We start from the raw sequence: 19,017 nt of genomic DNA, 5'->3' as shown, positions 1-19,017 counted from the left end.
TTGATTCTCAGCTACTGTTTCTTGACTCTTAATTTTCGCGCCCGATGAACATCCTAACCCTACTCATATTTACTCCCATCCTGGTCGCATTCGTTATTGCGGTGCTGCCGTCATCGTGGCGTGCGGGCTTTAAATACATAACGCTGGCAACAACCTTGGTGCAACTGGGCATGAGCATCTGGATTTACACTCATTTTAAAAATGGTGCTGGCTTTGCCGGCGTTAATCACGAAGGCCAGTTCCAGTTTATACAAAAGCTGCCCTGGATAAACCTCGATTTGGGTGCCATGGGAAAAATGCAGATAGACTATTTCGTGGGGATAGATGGCCTTTCGATAGCTTTATTGGTGATGACCTCGCTGGTATTGGTGATTGCCGCCCTGGCATCCTGGGAAATAAAAAGCAACCTGAAAGGTTTTTTCGTGCTGTTTTTGATATTGGATATGGCTGTGATAGGCGTATTCTGCTCGCTGGATTTCTTCCTGTTCTATATCTTTTACGAGTTGATGCTGCTGCCATTATACTTCCTGATAGGTATGTGGGGCGGCGCACGGCGCGAATATGCGGCCATAAAATTCTTCCTGTACACCTTATTCGGTTCGGTATTTATGCTGCTGGTGATGATTGGGCTTTACCTGTCGGTTAAAGACCCTGTTACAGGCAACCACACTTTCAGCATGATACAAATGATGAACCCGGTTAATTATGAGGCAGGCTCAGTATTTTCCGTGTTAAACCACGCCACTATTTTAGGCATGCCGGCCCGTTCGGTTGGGTTTGTGGTGCTGTTTATTGCCTTCGCTATTAAAGTGCCGGTGGTGCCGTTGCACACCTGGCTGCCTGATGCGCACGTGGAAGCGCCTACCCCGGTTTCAATTATTTTAGCCGGAGTACTATTGAAAGTTGGCGGTTATGGCATTATCCGCATTTGCGTAGGTATTTTCCCGGAAATTGCACATGCCGATGCTTATTGGCTGGGGATGATTGGGGTAATATCTATCATTTATGGCGCACTGAACGCCCTTGCCCAGCAGGATTTAAAACGCATGATAGCCTACTCGTCCGTATCGCACATGGGCTTTGTTTTACTGGGGATAGCCTCAATGACTACCGAGGGACTAAGTGGCGCAGTTATGCAGATGGTTAGTCATGGCTTTTTATCAACCATGCTGTTCTTTTTGGCCGGTGTAATCTACAACCGGGTACATGACAGGGGCATCAACCACTTCCGCGGACTTGCAGCCATCATGCCTAAATACACATCCTTTGTGGTGATCGCGTTTTTCGCTTCGTTAGGTTTGCCCGGCTTCTCGGCATTTATTGGTGAGGCATTTTCACTTACCGGGGCCTTTAAATCGCCATCAGTAAATGGTTTGCTGCCGTACTGGATGCCGGTATGTGGGTCGGTAGGCATATTGCTGGGTGCAGCCTATTTTTTATGGACGCTGCAGCGAATGTTTTTTGGTACGTTAAACTTAAAAGGTGGCTCGGTATGGAAAACTGCCCTTGCCGATTTGAACATCCGTGAAAAATTGACCTTGCTACCGTTAGCTTTACTTACGCTGGTTTTGGGTTTAATGCCTTCGCTGGTGTTCGGCAAGATAAACGACTCGGTGGTTGCATTTATTCAATTTTTAGGCTCGAAATAAATAATTGCGTTTGCCTTGTGGAAAAACAAGGGCAGGCGCATCCTGTAAATGAAAGCTTCCGGATGGATGCTTCGAAATAACAGGAACTATTTATTTAACCTAAAAAATGATGTGTAAGAAATTAATAATGGCTGCATTTGTATTATTTATCGCGATAGCAGCAAAAGCTGATGAGGGCCAAAAGGTGGCATCGAAAGTTGAAAAAGTGATTGTATTTTTAAAAGGAGCGCAGGTAACACGCACAGCAATGGTGAATATTAACCCGGGTACTACCGATTTGGTTTTCAACAATATTTCGCCAAATATCGACCCGCAAAGTATACAGGTGCATGCTAACGGCGAGTTTACCATATTATCAGTTAAGCACGAGATGAACTATTTGAGCAGCGTAAGTAATAAAACACAGCAATTGCTGGAGCTGCATGCAAAACAAAAAAGTGTAAAGGATAAAATTACCACGCTTAACAACATGATTGCTATTTACCAGGCAGAAGAAACCGTTATTGCCAAAAATCAATTTGTGAGGGCCGAAAACACTACGCTTGATGTTGTAAAATTGAAACAGGCGCTTGATTTTCAAACCGAGAGGCTTACTGCGTTAAAGCAAAAGGAACAGGATGCAGGTAACCAAATATCCGAGCTTTATATTGAGCAGCAACAATACGATAATCAAATCGCCGAAATAAACAACGGGCAAACTACTACTACAAGCAATATTATAGTAACAGTGTCATCAAAAACTGCATTGCAATCAATATTTGCTGTGAGTTACTTAACCGGCGATGCCAGTTGGTACCCAAGTTATGATATCAGGGCAAAAAATGTAAACAGCCCTTTGACCATTGTTTACAAAGCCAATGTGCTGCAACGCAGCGGCGAAGATTGGAAAAGTGTAAAGCTAACTTTGTCAACAGGCCTGCCATCCAATAACGCAGTTAAACCGGAGTTGAACCCATATTATCTTAATATTTATGATCTTAATAAAGCACTTCAGGGGCGTGTATCAGGGATACAAGTAAGAAGTCAAAACGCAGCCGCAGTTTCAGATTATTCACTAAAAGAGGTGGCTGTGGCTGAAGCTCCAAAAGTGGACATGGTTGAAGCCCAAACCAGTGTTGAATTTAACATCGATAATCCATATTCGGTAACAAACGATGGCAAACCCTGCCAGGTTGAAATAAACCAGGTAAATGTAAACGCGACTTATCAATATTACACCGCGCCTAAAATTAGTACAGATGTGTTTTTAACCGCCAGAGTAACGGATTTGAACAAATATAACCTGTTATCGGGCGATGCCAATGTGTTTTTTGAGGGTACCTATATCGGTAAATCGCGCATAGATATGCGGGCCATGAGCGATACTTTGAACCTGTCGCTTGGGAATGATAAGGGTATTTTGGTAAAACGCACCCTTGAAAGGAACCTCACCCAAAATCAAACTTTCGGTTCTAATAAAAAGGAAACCAAAAGCTGGATAATAGAGGTTAAGAATCGCAAGAACCAAAAAATAAACCTGCTGGTTGACGACCAGGTGCCTGTATCGCAAAATTCATCTATCGAGGTGGAGACGCAGGAAACATCGGGCGCAAAACCTGATGCACTAACAGGCAAGGTTTCATGGAATTTCCTGCTAAATTCGCAGGAAGATAAAAAGGTACAGTTAACATACATGGTTAAATATCCAAAAAGCCAGCAGGTAATAGTTCAGTAACAGTAAATGCACGATTTAATACCATTTATACCGGGTTCAGTAAACGATGTTTTAGGCAGCTTACCCTTCTTTTTGCCCGAAATTTATTTAACCGCACTGTTTATATTGGTATTGATAACCGATTTACTGTTCGGCCGCAACTCCGAAAAATTATGCAGGATAGTTGCCTGTGCCGGAATTTTGCTGGTAATTCAACGGGATTACCAGCAAATTCAGTTGCTGTTTATGAGCGGCAGGCTTAACGGGCAGTTTTTGTTTAACGAAATGCTGCTGCTTAACCGCACGGCCATCAACTTTAAATTTATTATTGATGCATTAGCATTTGTACTACTGCTTTATTTTGGATGGGATAACCGCCTGAAATTCCACCCTAAAGGACTGTCGGATTTATATACCATCGTCATCGGCTCTGTGCTTGGCCTCCATTTAATGGCCATGGCGGTTAACCTGCTATCCATCTACCTGGCTATCGAAATGGTTTCCATTGCGTCATACCTGATGGTGGCCTACCGCTCTGAAAATGCTTTTGGTACCGAGGCTGGTTTAAAATATGTACTGTTTGGCGCGGCATCCTCGGCCATGATGTTGTATGGCATATCGCTGTTATACGGCTTTACGGGCTCGCTTAATTTATTCAGCGGTAATTTGCTGCCGGGTCTTATACAGGCGAATCCGGTTGCAGTTTCGTTTGCACTGGTGCTGGTATTGGTGGGCATCGGGTTTAAGTTATCATTTGTTCCCATTCACTTTTGGGTGCCCGATGTTTATGAAGGGGCATCAACCCCGGTAACGGCATGGCTATCCACCCTGCCAAAAATAGCCGGCTTTGCCTTGCTGATAAATTTTTTACGCCCTTTCGTTTACTTCGAAAAGTGGGCCGGCTTTGATTTTAAACTGGCATTAAGCATCGTCGGCATTGTTACAATGATTGCCGGGAATTTTGCGGCAATAATGCAGCGCAATGTTAAACGTATGCTGGCTTACTCCAGCATCGGACATACTGGTTTTGCTTTGATGGCGATAGTAACTTACAACTCGACAGGTATAGCTGCCTTAACATTTTACCTGGCAGTGTACGGCCTGGCGAATATTGGCGCATTGGCGCTGGCCACCTATTTTGCCAATGCTCTTGATGCCGATGATATGAACAGCTATAAAGGCCTTGGCCTTAAGTACCCGGCTGCTTCAGTTTGCTTTGTAATTGTACTGGTATCGTTAACCGGCTTACCGATAAGCGCAGGCTTTACGGGTAAGGTACTGGTGTTTTCATCGGTATACGGCATTTACCAGCAAAACCATAGCTTATGGCTACTGTTACTGATGATAACAGGGGCGTTAACCACCGTAGTATCGCTTTTTTACTACATTAAAATCCCCCTCAATTTGTTCCTGAAACGGACTGAATTTGTTAAAAATACACTTATAAAATCTCAAAATATTATCGTTTTAAGCATAATTATATCTGTTTTGATTGTTTTGCTGGGTGTTTGGCCCGATTTACTGTTCAAACTGTTCTAAAAACCCTGTTTTTAATACTTTTTTAACATAAGTTGTATTTTTTATTTGGTTTGTATTAATTAAAATCATAATTTCAGCAACTTTTTCATCTGAGCCATTGTGCAGGTGTGAAAAGCTAAGGGTAGTTTAACTAACGAAACTAGACCATTTATAAACCTATATTATGACGAGCCCGGTTCCCAATAACCGGGCTTTCTTGTTCCTAAAAGTACGATATCTGGCGGTTGCGCGGCTCATTACCATAAAAGCATAGCCTTTGAAAAACTCGAAACACATAAATTATATGTTTTAAATTATCATTCTGTTATTTGTAAGGGTATTTTGCAATAGGGAAGTATGATATTTGCAATTTTTTATTGATAAATATGAAACTGTGTTAAATTTTACATCAATTTATTAAATATTTAACTTTTTCATCATTTTTACTGCCATATAAACCACCTTTTGACTAATTATTTTATTGAATAGTAACAATTGCATGAAAAGATATTTTCCATTCGCGGTTATCCTGGTTATTTTGGTTTTAACCTTCGTTTTTCCTTCGGTAGATTTTAAAAATGGCGCCGATCCGCACTTCAATACCGGCGATATTGCCTGGATGTTGATGTCGACCGCCCTGGTTTTGATCATGACACCCGGTCTTGCCTTTTTTTATGGCGGTATGGTTAATAAAAAGAATGTGATATCAACCATGCTGCAGAGCATTGTGTGCATGGTTATTATTACCGTAATGTGGGGCATATTTGGCTTCAGCCTTGCTTTTGGCGACAGCATTGGTGGCTTTATCGGTAACCCCTCAACATTTTTTATGATGAAGGGCATGCTTGGTAATGCAACCTGGAAACTTGCACCGACTATACCGCTGCTGCTTTTTGCTATGTACCAGCTAAAGTTTGCCATTATTACCCCTGCGCTTATTACCGGGGCTTTTGCAGAGCGTATCCGTTTTAACTCCTATATTATTTTCCTGGTGCTGTTCACCATTTTCATATTCTCGCCTTTGGCACACGTAACCTGGCATCCGGATGGCATACTGGCTAAATTGGGCGTGCTTGATTTTGCCGGTGGCACGGTAGTGCACATGTCGGCCGGATGGGCGGCATTAGCGTCAGCACTTTATTTGAAAAGGCGAAATGAGGCAAACCACGCACCGGCTCGTATTACTTATGTAATGATAGGCACGGGTTTGTTATGGTTCGGCTGGTTTGGTTTTAACGCTGGTTCGGCATTTGGTGCCAATCATTTGGCGGTAACCGCTTTGGCAACCAGTACCACGGCATCGGCAGCTGCAGGCTTAACCTGGATATTTTTCGATATGCTGCGTGGCAAAAAACCCTCGGCTATGGGTACCTGTATTGGCGCGGTTGTAGGGCTTGTTGCTATTACGCCTGCGGCAGGCTATGTGTCGGTACCGCACTCGCTGGCTATAGGTATCATATCGGCTGTGGTGAGTAACCTGGTGGTTGAGTGGCGCACCCGTACCAAAATTGATGATACGCTTGACGTGTTCCCTTGCCACGGTGTTGGCGGTATGGTAGGCATGCTGCTTACAGGCGTGTTTGCCAATCAAAAAGTTAACGCAGGCAATACCACCGGCGATGGTTTGTTTTTTGGCCATACGCACCTGTTTTTTGTGCAATTGATTGCCTTGGTAGGGGTATCTATTTTTGCCTTTTTCGGTTCACTGTTGTTGTTGAAAATTACTGATATGATATCGCCTTTAAGGGTATCGGCAGAAGAAGAAGAGATAGGGCTGGATATTAGCCAGCATGGGGAACGATTGTAAGAACTTGTAACTTCCACGACGAAATAAGCATTTTATTACGAATATTTATTGCCGCCCGGCAATAAAATTCTATAAACCAAAATCCACTTCGGTACAAAAAGTAACTTTAGATTGTTTAAAGTTACTTTTTGGCTCATTGGTTCAAAAACCGCTTAAATTTGCATTCTGAGGGGTTTTTAGTAAATTTGTACAAACCCAATTATATGTACAACCTGCTAGTTTCACCCCAAGATGTACAGGCTTCGTTACAGAAGCATGTATTAGCCGATGGCTTCGATTTAACGTTTGATATGGAAAAAAGCAAAGGTGTTTATATTTACGATGCTAAGTATAACCGCACCCTGCTTGACTTTTTTACATGTTTTGCATCGGTGCCTTTAGGCTACAATCACCCTAAGATGGTGAACGACGAAGCGTTTAAGAAAAACCTGATGCTGGCGGCTTTAACCAACCCTTCCAACTCAGACATATACACCACGCAATATGCGGAGTTTGTAGAGACTTTCGCCCGTATAGGTATCCCGGAATACCTCCCGCATGCCTTTTTTATCGCAGGCGGCTCGCTGGCTATCGAGAACGCGCTTAAAGTTGCAATGGACTGGAAGGTGCAGAAAAATTTTGCCAAAGGCTACACAAAAGAGCTTGGTTTTAAAGTTATCCATTTTGAGCACGCTTTTCATGGCCGCTCGGGTTATACGCTAAGCCTTACCAATACCCAGCCCAATAAAACAAAATGGTACGCTAAGTTCGACTGGCCAAGGGTATCGCTGCCAAAAATTAAATTCCCTTACACAGATGCCAATCATGAGGATTTGTTAAGGCGCGAAGAACTGTCAATCGCCCAGATAAAGAAAGCGTTTGAGGAGAATAAAGATGACGTTTGTGCCATCATTATCGAGCCTATACAATCGGAGGGCGGCGACAACCATGTTCGCAAGGAGTTTTTAGAAAAGCTACGTGAATTAGCCGATGAAAACGAAGCTATGCTGGTATACGATGAGGTGCAAACCGGCGTTGGCCTTACCGGCAAGTTCTGGTGCCACGAGCACTTTGGTGAAAATGCGCGTCCGGATATACTTGCGTTTGGCAAAAAGATGCAGGTGTGCGGCATATTAGCCGGACGAAAGGTAGACGAGATAGATAATAACGTGTTCCAGGTGCCGAGCCGCATAAACTCAACATGGGGCGGCAGTTTGGTTGATATGGTACGGTCGTCAAAAATTATGGAAATTATTGACGAAGACAATCTTTGCGATAACGCCGCGCAAATGGGTGACTATCTGCAAGGCAGGCTGGCCGAAATTTCTGAAAGATTACCCATCATAAGTAATGTACGCGGCAAGGGGTTGTTAACAGCCTTCGATTTTCCTGATACAACTATCAGGAATAAGTTCATTTCCAGGGGGATGGAAAAAGATGTTATGTTTTTGGGCTGCGGCGATCAAAGCATCCGCTTTAGGCCAGCGCTTATTATTGAACAAAAACATATCGATAACGGACTCGAAATACTTGAAAAAATATGTGCCTCATTGTAACATTTATGTAAAACAATTGATACAGAAACCTGTTTTTGATGGAAATTGAGCATATTTCCACTGATTTCAGCAATAAAATGATTAACCGACGTTAATAAGCTATTAATCGGTCAACATTTACTATTTTTTCACTAATACTGGCATATTATCGGGGTATTGCGCAGTAGTGAAATTTTAGATTGCACAGTTAATATTTAACAGGGTAACAGTAACATGAGTAAGCAAATTGAAAAGTTAAAAAAGCAACTGGTAGAGATTTCCGAAGTTGTTAATTCGTTCCAGTCTGAAGCGGTTCAGGTAAGGGTAGTTGACAGGTTGTTGGATGTGATGATTGAGATGGAAAAAGGAGAGGGTGACCCAACCGAGATATTTACCAAAAGGAACTACAAGCCCCGAGAGAACGGCGAACATTACACCCCGATGCGAGGCGCAAAAAAGCCGGGCGCAACTAAGGTTTTAAACCAGTTGCTGTCTACTGATTTCTTTAACACGCGCCATTCCATTGCGTCGATTGCCGATTATTGTAAGGAGAATTTCGATTCAGACTTCAAGACTTCGGAGCTATCGGGCATACTTTTGAAGCTTGCTAATGAAAACAAGTTAAAAAGAGAAAGAAGCAACGAGAACAACAGGTTTGAGTACGTGAAAGTTTAAGTCAGCAACTAGAGATTAGAAGTTAGAGATTAGTTGAACTTTTCCCCTAACCTCTAATCTCTTGTCTCTGAACCCTATCTCAGGTCAAACAAACTGTCAACTCCTAAAATTTTTCTAGATGTGAAGCCTTCCGCGTATTTTACCTGGATGCTTTTGCCGAATTCGCGTGCGCGGGCCTCAACAACTTGTATAAATTCTGGCGACGAAATGTAGGTTTGAGGCTCATCAGCCCATTCGGGGTTATAAAACTGTGAGCCAAAAGCACGGATACTCTCCACCTTTTTATCCCAAAAATCGGTTACATCAATTAAAATATCTGGTTGTATATAATTGTCCTGTATAAAATGCAGCACCTGTTTGGGTCGCCATGCAGCTTGTAAATTGCCTTCCAAGTCCTGTGTTTCAACTTTTCTCAGTCCGGCTAAAAATGCAGCATCCTCCACTAATTTATTTGCCCGGCCATGGTCGGGATGCCTGTCGTGATAGGCGTTGGTAATTAATATTTCGGGTTGATACTTGCGTATTGCGGCGATAATCTTTAGTTGGTATTCCCTGGTGTTTTCAAAAAAACCATCGGGGATGCCCAGGTTTTCCCTTGCTGCCAAGCCAAGGATACGGCCTGATTCTGCCGCTTCTTTATCCCTAATTTCCGCCGAGCCACGGGTGCCAAGTTCGCCGCGGGTAAGGTCAACAATGCCTGCTTTTTTGCCTGAGGCAATATGTTTAAGTATGGTGCCGGCGCAGCCGAGTTCGGCATCGTCCGGGTGAACGGATAAAACTAAAATATCTAATTTAAGCATCGTGTAAAAAATATAGAATCAAGAATCAAGAGGTCAAGAATCAAGCCGAAGTGCAAAAGTCAAAAAATTAATCATCGCAAAGCCTAAAAAAAACTTTTATGACGGTTCTTCTACAGTCACATTTTCTTCTCTCTTGATTCTTTGTTCTTGACTTCTTGACTCTCAACCCGCGCTACTTTCCCTTTCCAAGCAACCGCCCTATCTGTTTCCTGATTTTTGAAGAAGTTGGTTTAGTGAAGGGGTAGAAGAAATCGGTAACCAGGCCCGATTTATCAATTAAAAATTTATGAAAATTCCAGCGTGGAACTGAGCTGATTTTACCGTTTTGTTTTTTATCGGCAAAGAAGTTGTACAACGGATGTGCATACGGGCCCCGCACCCTTATCTTTTCAAATACCGGGTAATTTACTTCCTGTATTTCGCAAAAATCGGCAATTCCTTTTCCTTCCAGTGGTTCCTGCCCGCCAAAATCATTTGACGGGAAAGCCAATATCTGGAAATCATCACCCGGGAAGTCTTTTCGTAATTGCGCCAGCTCTTTAAGCTGGGGAGTGAAACCGCATTGCGAGGCGGTATTTACTATTAGCAGAACTTTATCCTTATATTCAGATAAGCTTAATTCCTCACCGTTTAACTGTTGTACATTAAACTGGTAAATACTTTTATCAACCATTATTAATTGTTAGATGAAACGTATCCCGCTTGATTCAGGATAGCTTCAATATCTTTTTGTTCTTCTGGGTCGTAAGTTTCTTTCAGGTCGTGCCCAAAAATGCGCGCAGCTGATTGAAACAGGAAGGCCTTGAAGCCACCCTTTAATTCTTTCACCATCGCGTAGCTGGTATTGCCTGTTTCGCGGTTAATTAGCTTGATAAGTACCTCGCCCTGACTAATTGTCAGGTCTTTGATTTCTTTATTAAACAAGGTTTTTATTTCCGTTTCGCAGTTGCCTATTAATTCCTTCTGCTTGTGCCTGTCGCCGGTTAAGGCCAGGTCGCGCTGCAGCTGGCGATATCTCGCACCTGCAAACTTCACATAAGGCAGTACTTTAAGCACGTTATAACGTAAGCGCCTGTAGTTGTCAAGGTCGGCCTGGCTTTTAAAAATGCGGGTATCGCTAATTTTAATTTCGTTCAATACAATCCATGGCATCATTTTGCCACTATCGACAGTCAGGTAAGTGCGGATGGTATCATTTTTGCCTAAAATTAATGGCGCAGGAGTTTTCGTTTGGGCATTGGATATACCCATTACGCAACAAAACAGCAACAAGAAGCCAATAAATTTCATAATTTTACGTAGTACAAAAATAACGCAATTTTTTTGGGTAATTATTATAACATGCAATTATAATTTTTATTGCAAGTTTATGATATTTAGAGCGATAAAGAACAAAGCACGATAATGAAAGACTTAGTGATAGACCTGGAAACCGAGAAGACCGAGATACTAAAAAGATACCGTGCTTTGCTGCGTGCCTCAAAATCGACCCTGCAAAAGGGCGATAAGCGCATGATACGCAAAGCGTTTGAAATGGCGCTGGAGAGCCACAAGGACATGCGCCGCAAATCGGGCGAGCCTTATATCTATCACCCGATAGCTGTAGCCCAAATAGCCGCAGAAGAAATTGGCCTCGGGACCACCTCCATTGTTTGCGCTTTGCTGCATGATGTTGTTGAAGATACCGATATGACCCTGGATGATATCGAAAGGGAATTTGGCAAAAAGGTGGCCATGATAATTGACGGCCTTACCAAGATATCGGGCGTGTTTGATACCAACAGCTCGTTGCAGGCGGAGAACTTCCGTAAAATGCTGCTAACCCTTGCCGATGATGTGAGGGTGATTTTGATAAAGCTTGCCGACCGCCTGCACAACATGCGCACCATGGAGTTTATGCCGCGCGACAAGCAACTGAAGCTATCGTCAGAAACTGTTTATTTATATGCGCCGCTTGCGCACCGTTTGGGGCTTTATGCCATAAAATCGGAGTTGGAAGACCTTTCCATGAAATATATGGAGCGGGAAACCTACCAGTTTATTAAAAACAAGCTGAATGAAAAGAAAGCCGAACGGGAGAAATTTATCAGGGATTTTATCGAGCCGGTAAAAAAAGTATTGGAAGGGCAGGACTTGCCTGCCGATTTGTTTGGCAGGCCAAAATCAATTCATTCCATCTGGAATAAAATGAAAAAGAAGGCAATTCCTTTCGAGGAAGTGTATGACCTTTTTGCCATCAGGATAATTTTAGACAGCACACCTGAAAGTGAAAAAGCTGATTGCTGGAAAGCATACTCAATAGTTACTGACCTGTATAGGCCTAATCCCGACAGGCTGCGCGACTGGATATCATCGCCAAAGGCAAATGGCTATGAATCATTACACACAACCGTAATGGGTCCGCGCGGGCAATGGGTTGAAGTGCAGATACGCACCAAACGGATGAACGAAATTGCCGAGAAGGGCTTCGCCGCGCATTGGAAATACAAAGAATCATCAACAGATAGCGGCCTTGATTTGTGGGTGCAAAAGGTTAGGGATATGCTGAAAAACCCTGACTCAAATGCGCTCGACTTTCTGGATGATTTTAAAATGAACCTGTTTAGCGATGAGATTTTCATTTTTACACCCAAGGGTGCATTGATACAACTACCGCTAAGTGCTACAGCGCTCGATTTTGCTTTTGAAATACATACCGATGTCGGCGCCAGTTGTATCGGTGCCAAGGTGAACCATAAGTTGGTGCCTTTAAGCCATAAGTTACAAAACGGCGACCAGGTAGAAATAATTACATCGAGCAAGCAAACGCCAAAAGAAGATTGGCTTAATATTGTTGTTACCGCCAAGGCCAAAGCCAAAATAAAATCGGCTCTAAAAGAGGAAAAACGCAAGGTAGCCGAAGACGGAAAAGAGATTTTGGAGCGTAAGATGAAATCGCTAAAAATTACTTACAACTCCGAAAATATCCATAAGCTAAGCTACTTTTTTAAACTGCCCTCAACGCAGGACCTGTTTTACAATATTGCCAAAGGCACTATTGATATGAAGGACCTGAAAGAGTACCAGGCATCGGAAAAAGTAATTGAAAATAAACCGCAGGATAAGATAGAAACCGAACAGGTAGCAAGCCTGTTGCGCAGCATAAAGGCCAAAGACAGCGATATGTTGCTGATTGGTGAGGATATGCAGAAGATTGATTACAAGCTGGCCAATTGCTGTAACCCCATACCCGGCGATGATGTGTTTGGCTTTGTTACCGTTAGCGATGGCATAAAAATACACCGAACCAATTGCCCTAATGCTGCCAAACTAATGGCCAACTATGGCTACCGCATTGTAAAAGCCAAATGGACAAACCAGCAGGAATTGGCATTTTTAACTGGGTTAAGAATTACCGGTATTGACGAAGTAGGATTAATAAACCAATTAACTACTGTGATATCTACCGATTTCAAGGTAAATATCCGTTCTATTACCGTGGATAGTGATAACGGTATTTTTGAAGGCCAGATTATGGTTTATGTAAACGATACAGATCACCTTGAAAACCTGATAAGGAAACTAAAAACTGTTAAGGGGATAACCGGGGTAAACCGCTTCGATTCGGTGATTGAGAAGGCATCGTGATGGGAGAATCAAGAAATCAAGAACCAAGAAATCAAGATCAGCATAGGGTCCAGTAGGAAACAATCTTAACCGTTAATCATAAGTTTGTTTTTTGTTTTTTATCTTGGCTCTTGATTCTTGACTTCCTGTATCTGTTTTTATCTTTTCTCTTGATTCTTGACTCTTGTATCTTGGTTCTTTTTCATAACTTTGTCCTTTAATAGATAAAAATGTCTCAACAGGAAACCATAGCCATGGTTAAAAAGATTTTCGAGGCCTACCTTGAAAATAAAAACCTCAGGAAAACCCCCGAGCGTTTTGCAATACTTGAAGAAATATACTCACGCTCGGATCATTTTGATGTGGAATCATTATACATCCACATGAAAAATAAAAAATACCGTGTTAGCCGGGCAACGGTTTACAATACCCTTGAACTGTTGGTATCATGCGATTTGGTGACCAAACACCAGTTTGGCAAGAATATGGCCCAGTTCGAAAAATCGTACGGCTATAAACAGCACGACCATATTATTTGCATTGATTGCGGCAAGGTTGTTGAATTTTGCGACCCGCGCATACAACAAATACAAAGCATGATGGGTACCCTGCTTAAATTTGAGATAAAACACCACTCACTTAACCTATATGGTAACTGCGAAAAACTGCGTGCAGGTTTTTGCGACCGAAAAGCCCAGTAAAAAAACTTTTTAGCTTTATCATTATAACATGCTTATGATGATACCTTTGCGGGGTTTGTTTATTTGGCTTAGCATTTTGACGATTATTATAGAAACGATAAAAAGAAATTAATGGCTGTTGACGTATTATTAGGCCTCCAGTGGGGCGATGAAGGAAAAGGAAAAATTGTTGATGTATTGAGCGCGGGTTACGACCTTATTGCGCGTTTCCAGGGTGGGCCGAATGCCGGCCACACGTTGGAGTTTGATGGCAAAAAATTTGTATTGAACACGATACCTTCGGGCATATTTTTTGAAAATACCATGAACCTGATTGGTAATGGTGTGGTGATCGACCCGATAACCCTTAAAAGGGAAATTGACAAATTGAAAGATGCCGGGCACGATTTATTAGCCAAAGGCAACCTGATGATAGCCAAAAAGGCACACCTGATATTGCCAACCCACCAATTGCTCGACGCTGCTTCTGAAAAAAGAATGGGCGAAGGTAAAATAGGTTCGACATTAAAAGGTATTGGGCCGACTTATATGGACAAAACCGGTCGCAACGGATTGCGGGTTGGCGATACCACTCTGCCCGATTTTAAAGAACGTTACCAAAAACTGGTTGACAAGCACGTATCTATGCTTACCTCGCTTTATGGCGAAGTAGCCGATTTTTCGGAACGCGAAGCTGCTTTCTTTGAAGCAGTTGAACTGATCAATAAATTCCAGCTGGTTGATTCGGAGCATTTGGTGAACAGCTACCTGAAAGAAGGAAAAAAAGTTTTGGCAGAAGGCGCACAAGGCACTATGCTTGATATTGACTTCGGCTCATACCCATTTGTAACTTCATCAAACACCACAACTGCCGGCGCTTGTACCGGTCTTGGCATTGCACCAAATAAAATAGGCGAGGTGATAGGCATTTTTAAAGCTTACTGCACACGCGTGGGCGGCGGCCCTTTCCCTACTGAACTGAATGACGAAACTGGTGAAGAATTGCGCCGCATTGGTCACGAATTTGGTGCCACTACCGGCAGGCCACGCCGTACCGGCTGGATTGACCTGCCGGCTTTAAAATATGCCATCATGCTTAATGGTGTTACCCAAATGGTAATGACGAAAGCTGACGTATTAAGCGGCTTCGATAAAATATACGCCTGTACGCATTACAATTATTTAGGCGAGAAGATAGATTACATGCCTTACGATATTTGCTGCGTTGAAGCCGTACCTGTTTTAAAGGAAATTGACGGCTGGAATGAAGATTTGACCAGCATAACCGAACTATCTGAAATACCGGCCAAGCTACAATCATATATCGACTACCTGGAAAAGGAACTGGAAGTGCCGATTAAATATTTGTCGGTAGGGCCAGACAGGAAGCAAACGTTGGTTTTGCATCCATAAACGATAATTTAAAAATTAAGATACAGGCCCCTAAATGGGGCCTTTTCATTTTTTGATTCTATTTTTGCGGTGTGATTCAATACCTTTCAAGTCCGGCGGAATTTAAAAGAAAAGCTTTACAATGGGCTTCGGGTTTTGATGTGTGCTGCTACCTGGATTCGAATGACTTTGATGACAGTTATGGTAAGTTTGACACCTTGGTTGCTATTGGCGTTAAAGCCGAAGTTGCCGCAGAAACAGGTTCGGCTTTTGAGCAATTGCAGAGTTTCAGAGATCAACACCCGGGTTGGATGACAGGATTTTTTACCTACGACCTTAAAAACGAAATTGAAGATTTAAACTCTGAAAACCAGGATAGTCTTGAATTCCCTGGTTTGTACTTTTTTGTACCGCAATACCTGCTGATCTTTCAAAAAAATAAAGTTGAGATAATTGCAGATGACCCCGCCGGTATTTTCAAAAGTATTGCAGGGCAGGTGCTTTCCCGCGAGTCGGGCGAAGCAATGGTGGATATCCGGTCGCGTTTAAGCAAAGCGGGTTATATAGAAGCCGTTGAAAAAATACAAGGGCACATAAACCGGGGTGATATTTACGTAACTAATTTTTGCCAGGAATTTTTTGCGAACAACGCTGTTATCGATCCACTGTCGGTTTTTGTTAAGTTGAACGAGGTGTCGCCAAATCCATTTTCCGCTTTCTTTAAGCTGAGAGATCAATATGTACTATGTGCCACGCCAGAACGATTTCTTGCCAAAAGGGGCGACAAATTAATATCGCAACCTATTAAAGGCACAGCAAAACGCGGCGCCACAGTGGAGGAAGACGAGGCACTGATCAATGAGCTCAGGAACCACACAAAAGAGCTGCAGGAAAACGTTATGATAGTAGATCTTGTACGTAATGATCTCACCCTGTCAGCTAAACCCGGAACTGTTAAAACTGAAGAACTGTATGGTATTTATAGCTTTGCCCACGTGCATCAAATGATATCGACCGTAGTGTGCGAGCTTGCAGAAGATATTAGTGCCGTACAAGCTATCAAAAACTCTTTCCCGATGGGTAGCATGACTGGCGCACCCAAGATAAATGCCATGCGGCTGATGGAGCAATACGAACAAAGCCGGCGCGGGGTTTACTCCGGTGCAATAGGCTACTTTAATCCTGACGGCGATTTTGATTTTAACGTGGTTATACGGACGCTGCTGTATAATGAAACTAACAAATACCTTTCTTTTCACGCAGGCAGCGCCATAACTTACCATGCTGATGCGAAAAAAGAGTATGAGGAGTGTTTACTTAAAGCGCAGGCGATACTGCAAGTGTTAGGTCACTCACAATCTTCTCCCCAATCCGCACATTAACCTCCGAACCATTTGCAAAAAACGCCGAAAATGGCTTTTCGCTTAAAAAAGGCACAAACTGTTCGCCATATAATTCAGCAATATCAGCATCAAAAACAGGGTTGGTAACTTCAGCAATTTGCCATGATATATGCTCAACCTGGTATTGCATGGTTTTAGCATCTGTTAGTTTGTTGTAGCCCCAGTAGTGCTCAAAAATAAACTCTTCGGGACTGCCGGGCTGTATATCCTCAAAATGGTTACTTACGGTTGCACCAAGCTTATTCCACTTGCCTTTTAACTTCCATTCATATAAAAATGTGGTGGCGTTATCGCCGGCGGGTAGTTCGGAATGCCTCATAGGCAACACGCGGTAGTGCTCTTTATATAAATTGTTGGCCATTAATACAATGATGCTTTTTGGAACAATTTCGCTGATAAAAACGGCTCCTCTTTTCCATTGCTTACCATCAAAATGCTTCACGTAAAAGCGCAGGTTAACTTCTTCAAAATTAACGTGGAATGGCCATTTAATGCCAAGAACGCGGGTATCGTAAAACAGAAAGCCAACCATGCTCACCAGCACTTTGCCTTCCCACAGGTCGAGCACTGTGTATGGCGGCAAAAAAGGTGTTAACACCTCGGGGGCAACCTCGTAGTTCAGCATTAACAGGTTGTTCCAGCGGGCTTCTAAAAATTTACGTTTTCCCATAAATAAAAAATCCCGCATAAAAGCGGGATGAATTTTAGTGTTTGTAATACTTCATGGCTTCTGGTATCCTTTTCTGGATATCGGCAATCCTGGTTGCATCGGCAGGGTGGGTGCTTAGCAACTCAGGTGGAGCACCACCTTTGTTTTGTGCGGCCATATTTTGCCAAAAGGTAAGGGCAGCATGCGGGTCGTACCCGGCAAGTGCCATAAATGTCAGTCCTAAGCGATCGGCTTCCGATTCCTGGTCACGCGAATATTTTAGTAATGCCAATTGTCCTCCCACACCATATAAAGAATTGATGATATTTTGGGTGCCCTCGCTTTTTGTCGACGATGCAACACTAACAGCGCCGCCAATACCCTGTACAGCCATTTGCTGTGAAACGCGCTCGGCGGAGTGCCGGGCTATGGCGTGGCCAATTTCGTGGCCCATAACGGTCGCAAGTTCGGCATCGGTTTTCGCCAGCGGCATAAGCCCGCTATAAACCGCAACTTTTCCGCCTGGCATACACCATGCATTTACTTCAGAACTTTTTATGAGGTTAAATTCCCACTTAAAACTGTATTGATCACCAAATCCGTTTGTTTTTAAATATCCCTCAATAGCTGCAGAAAGCTGCCCGCCCACACGTTTTATCCGTTGGACATCGGTACCGCTGCTTACCACTACCGTTTTTGGGTCAGAAAGTAGTTGGCTATAGCTTTGGGCTGCCGACTGGTTTATTTGGGTATCATCAACCAGTGATAGTTGCTTACGCCCGGTTAGCGGGACTGTAGCGCACGAATAAATAGCCAATAAAATGGCTCCAAGTACAAGTTTCTTTTTCATACGGCGGTTTTCTTCTTAAATAGATTTACTCTTGATTCTTTCCCTTTTAACAGCCGCTCAATATTTTTTTGGTGGGTAACCAGTATCAACAGGCAAATTAGCATGCCGAAAATTACTACCAGGTTGCTTGTATATTTATTGAAAATAAACGTAACACCTACAAGGTAAGCAAAACCCGCCGTTATTGAACTGAGCGATACGTACCTGGTAGCTAATAAAATTACAATAAATACCGATACGCAAAATAAGGCAGCATCAAGGTTTACAGCTAATACCATGCCGAATAATGTTGCTATGCCTTTGCCGCCTCTAAAACCTGCAAATACCGGGAACAAATGGCCCATTACAGCTGCAATACCTAAAGCCAATTGGTAACTGATATAATTTGAATGCGGCCCACCCGTTGTAGAAACGCCTATAAAATAGGCCAGGCTTGTAGCTGTCCATCCCTTTAAAATATCGATTAGCATTACCGGGATACCTGCTTTTTTGCCTAACACCCTGAATGTGTTGGTTGCGCCGGCATTACCGCTGCCGTATTCGCGCACGTCAACTCCGTAAAAAGCCTGACCAATCCAAACAGCTGTGGGGATGGAGCCGCAAAAATAAGCCAGAATAAGTGCTGAAACAGAGTAGCCAGTTATCATTTTACGGCAATATTAATAAATTAAGTCCGAAAGTCGGGAAAGTCCGGAAGTCCGAAACAAAAATAAAGTAGCACGGTTCTTCATTCATTTTTTCGGTACGTCAGTTACTATCCGGCAGGATTTTTCAACAAAAT

General features: G+C 42.9%; 16 protein-coding genes. 10 read left to right on the top strand and 6 right to left on the bottom strand.

Translation table 11 applies throughout. The annotated features are described in order from the left end of the window. Positions 1–44 precede the first annotated feature (44 nt). The 6 genes from Q0R52_RS04070 to Q0R52_RS04045 all read left to right on the top strand — a co-directional run bounded on the left by Q0R52_RS04070 (position 45) and on the right by Q0R52_RS04045 (position 8,856). The gene (locus tag Q0R52_RS04070) at positions 45–1,649 is read left to right on the top strand and encodes an NADH-quinone oxidoreductase subunit M (protein WP_295792414.1); all 1,605 of its coding nucleotides are present in this window, start codon (positions 45–47) and stop codon (positions 1,647–1,649) included. Positions 1,650–1,776: 127 nt separating this feature from the next. Then, positions 1,777–3,363 (top strand): DUF4139 domain-containing protein, encoded by a 1,587-nt coding sequence (locus Q0R52_RS04065; protein WP_295792412.1) that lies wholly within the window; start codon positions 1,777–1,779, stop codon positions 3,361–3,363. Between the two features lie 6 nt (positions 3,364–3,369). Next, complete coding sequence (locus tag Q0R52_RS04060; protein WP_295792410.1) at positions 3,370–4,881, top strand: NADH-quinone oxidoreductase subunit N; 1,512 nt, start codon at positions 3,370–3,372, stop codon at positions 4,879–4,881. Positions 4,882–5,359: 478 nt separating this feature from the next. Further along, the gene (locus Q0R52_RS04055; RefSeq protein ID WP_295792408.1) at positions 5,360–6,667 is read left to right on the top strand and encodes an ammonium transporter; all 1,308 of its coding nucleotides are present in this window, start codon (positions 5,360–5,362) and stop codon (positions 6,665–6,667) included. Between the two features lie 203 nt (positions 6,668–6,870). After that, the gene (gene lat / locus Q0R52_RS04050) at positions 6,871–8,202 is read left to right on the top strand and encodes an L-lysine 6-transaminase (protein WP_295792406.1); all 1,332 of its coding nucleotides are present in this window, start codon (positions 6,871–6,873) and stop codon (positions 8,200–8,202) included. Between the two features lie 213 nt (positions 8,203–8,415). Continuing rightward, a complete protein-coding gene (locus tag Q0R52_RS04045; RefSeq protein ID WP_295792405.1) occupies positions 8,416–8,856 on the top strand; it encodes a hypothetical protein in 441 nt (146 codons plus the stop codon). 74 nt (positions 8,857–8,930) lie between these two features. Here the strand turns inward: Q0R52_RS04045 and bshB1 are convergent, their stop codons facing one another. The 3 genes from bshB1 to Q0R52_RS04030 form a co-directional block, all read right to left on the bottom strand. Continuing rightward, positions 8,931–9,656 carry a bacillithiol biosynthesis deacetylase BshB1 gene (bshB1, locus tag Q0R52_RS04040; protein ID WP_295792403.1) on the bottom strand — a complete coding sequence of 242 codons (726 nt, stop codon included), beginning with the start codon at positions 9,654–9,656 and terminating at the stop codon, positions 8,931–8,933. 172 nt (positions 9,657–9,828) lie between these two features. Further along, positions 9,829–10,329 (bottom strand): glutathione peroxidase, encoded by a 501-nt coding sequence (locus Q0R52_RS04035; RefSeq protein ID WP_295792402.1) that lies wholly within the window; start codon positions 10,327–10,329, stop codon positions 9,829–9,831. A gap of 2 nt (positions 10,330–10,331) precedes the next feature. Beyond that, the gene (locus Q0R52_RS04030; protein WP_295792400.1) at positions 10,332–10,946 is read right to left on the bottom strand and encodes a DUF4294 domain-containing protein; all 615 of its coding nucleotides are present in this window, start codon (positions 10,944–10,946) and stop codon (positions 10,332–10,334) included. 114 nt (positions 10,947–11,060) lie between these two features. Between Q0R52_RS04030 and Q0R52_RS04025 the strand changes: the two genes are divergently transcribed. The 4 genes from Q0R52_RS04025 to Q0R52_RS04010 all read left to right on the top strand — a co-directional run bounded on the left by Q0R52_RS04025 (position 11,061) and on the right by Q0R52_RS04010 (position 16,716). Then, a complete protein-coding gene (locus tag Q0R52_RS04025; RefSeq protein WP_295792399.1) occupies positions 11,061–13,283 on the top strand; it encodes a bifunctional (p)ppGpp synthetase/guanosine-3',5'-bis(diphosphate) 3'-pyrophosphohydrolase in 2,223 nt (740 codons plus the stop codon). A 209-nt stretch (positions 13,284–13,492) separates the two neighbouring features. Next, positions 13,493–13,963, top strand: coding sequence for a transcriptional repressor (locus tag Q0R52_RS04020; RefSeq protein WP_094569780.1), 471 nt, complete (start codon positions 13,493–13,495; stop codon positions 13,961–13,963). 111 nt (positions 13,964–14,074) lie between these two features. Further along, the gene (locus Q0R52_RS04015) at positions 14,075–15,355 is read left to right on the top strand and encodes an adenylosuccinate synthase (protein WP_295792395.1); all 1,281 of its coding nucleotides are present in this window, start codon (positions 14,075–14,077) and stop codon (positions 15,353–15,355) included. Between the two features lie 71 nt (positions 15,356–15,426). Continuing rightward, positions 15,427–16,716 (top strand): anthranilate synthase component I family protein, encoded by a 1,290-nt coding sequence (locus tag Q0R52_RS04010; RefSeq protein ID WP_295792394.1) that lies wholly within the window; start codon positions 15,427–15,429, stop codon positions 16,714–16,716. On the opposite strand, the gene Q0R52_RS04005 is transcribed toward Q0R52_RS04010, so the two are convergent. Genes Q0R52_RS04005 through plsY form a run of 3 tightly spaced genes read right to left on the bottom strand, consistent with a single transcriptional unit; the run spans position 16,652 to position 18,883 of the window. Further along, positions 16,652–17,407, bottom strand: coding sequence for a DUF2071 domain-containing protein (locus tag Q0R52_RS04005; protein ID WP_295792392.1), 756 nt, complete (start codon positions 17,405–17,407; stop codon positions 16,652–16,654). The two genes, Q0R52_RS04010 and Q0R52_RS04005, sit on opposite strands and share 65 nt — an antisense overlap. A 34-nt stretch (positions 17,408–17,441) precedes the next feature. Continuing rightward, positions 17,442–18,236 carry a M48 family metallopeptidase gene (locus Q0R52_RS04000; protein WP_295792390.1) on the bottom strand — a complete coding sequence of 265 codons (795 nt, stop codon included), beginning with the start codon at positions 18,234–18,236 and terminating at the stop codon, positions 17,442–17,444. After that, a complete protein-coding gene (gene plsY / locus Q0R52_RS03995; RefSeq protein WP_295792389.1) occupies positions 18,233–18,883 on the bottom strand; it encodes a glycerol-3-phosphate 1-O-acyltransferase PlsY in 651 nt (216 codons plus the stop codon). Before plsY ends, Q0R52_RS04000 begins: the two co-directional genes overlap by 4 nt. Positions 18,884–19,017: the final 134 nt, after the last annotated feature.

Origin of the sequence: Mucilaginibacter sp. (assembly GCF_025359345.1) — a bacterium.
GTDB lineage: Bacteria > Bacteroidota > Bacteroidia > Sphingobacteriales > Sphingobacteriaceae > Mucilaginibacter.
The sequence above is the reverse complement of the archived record's forward strand: the minus strand, read 5'-3'. Positions and strand labels throughout refer to the sequence as shown.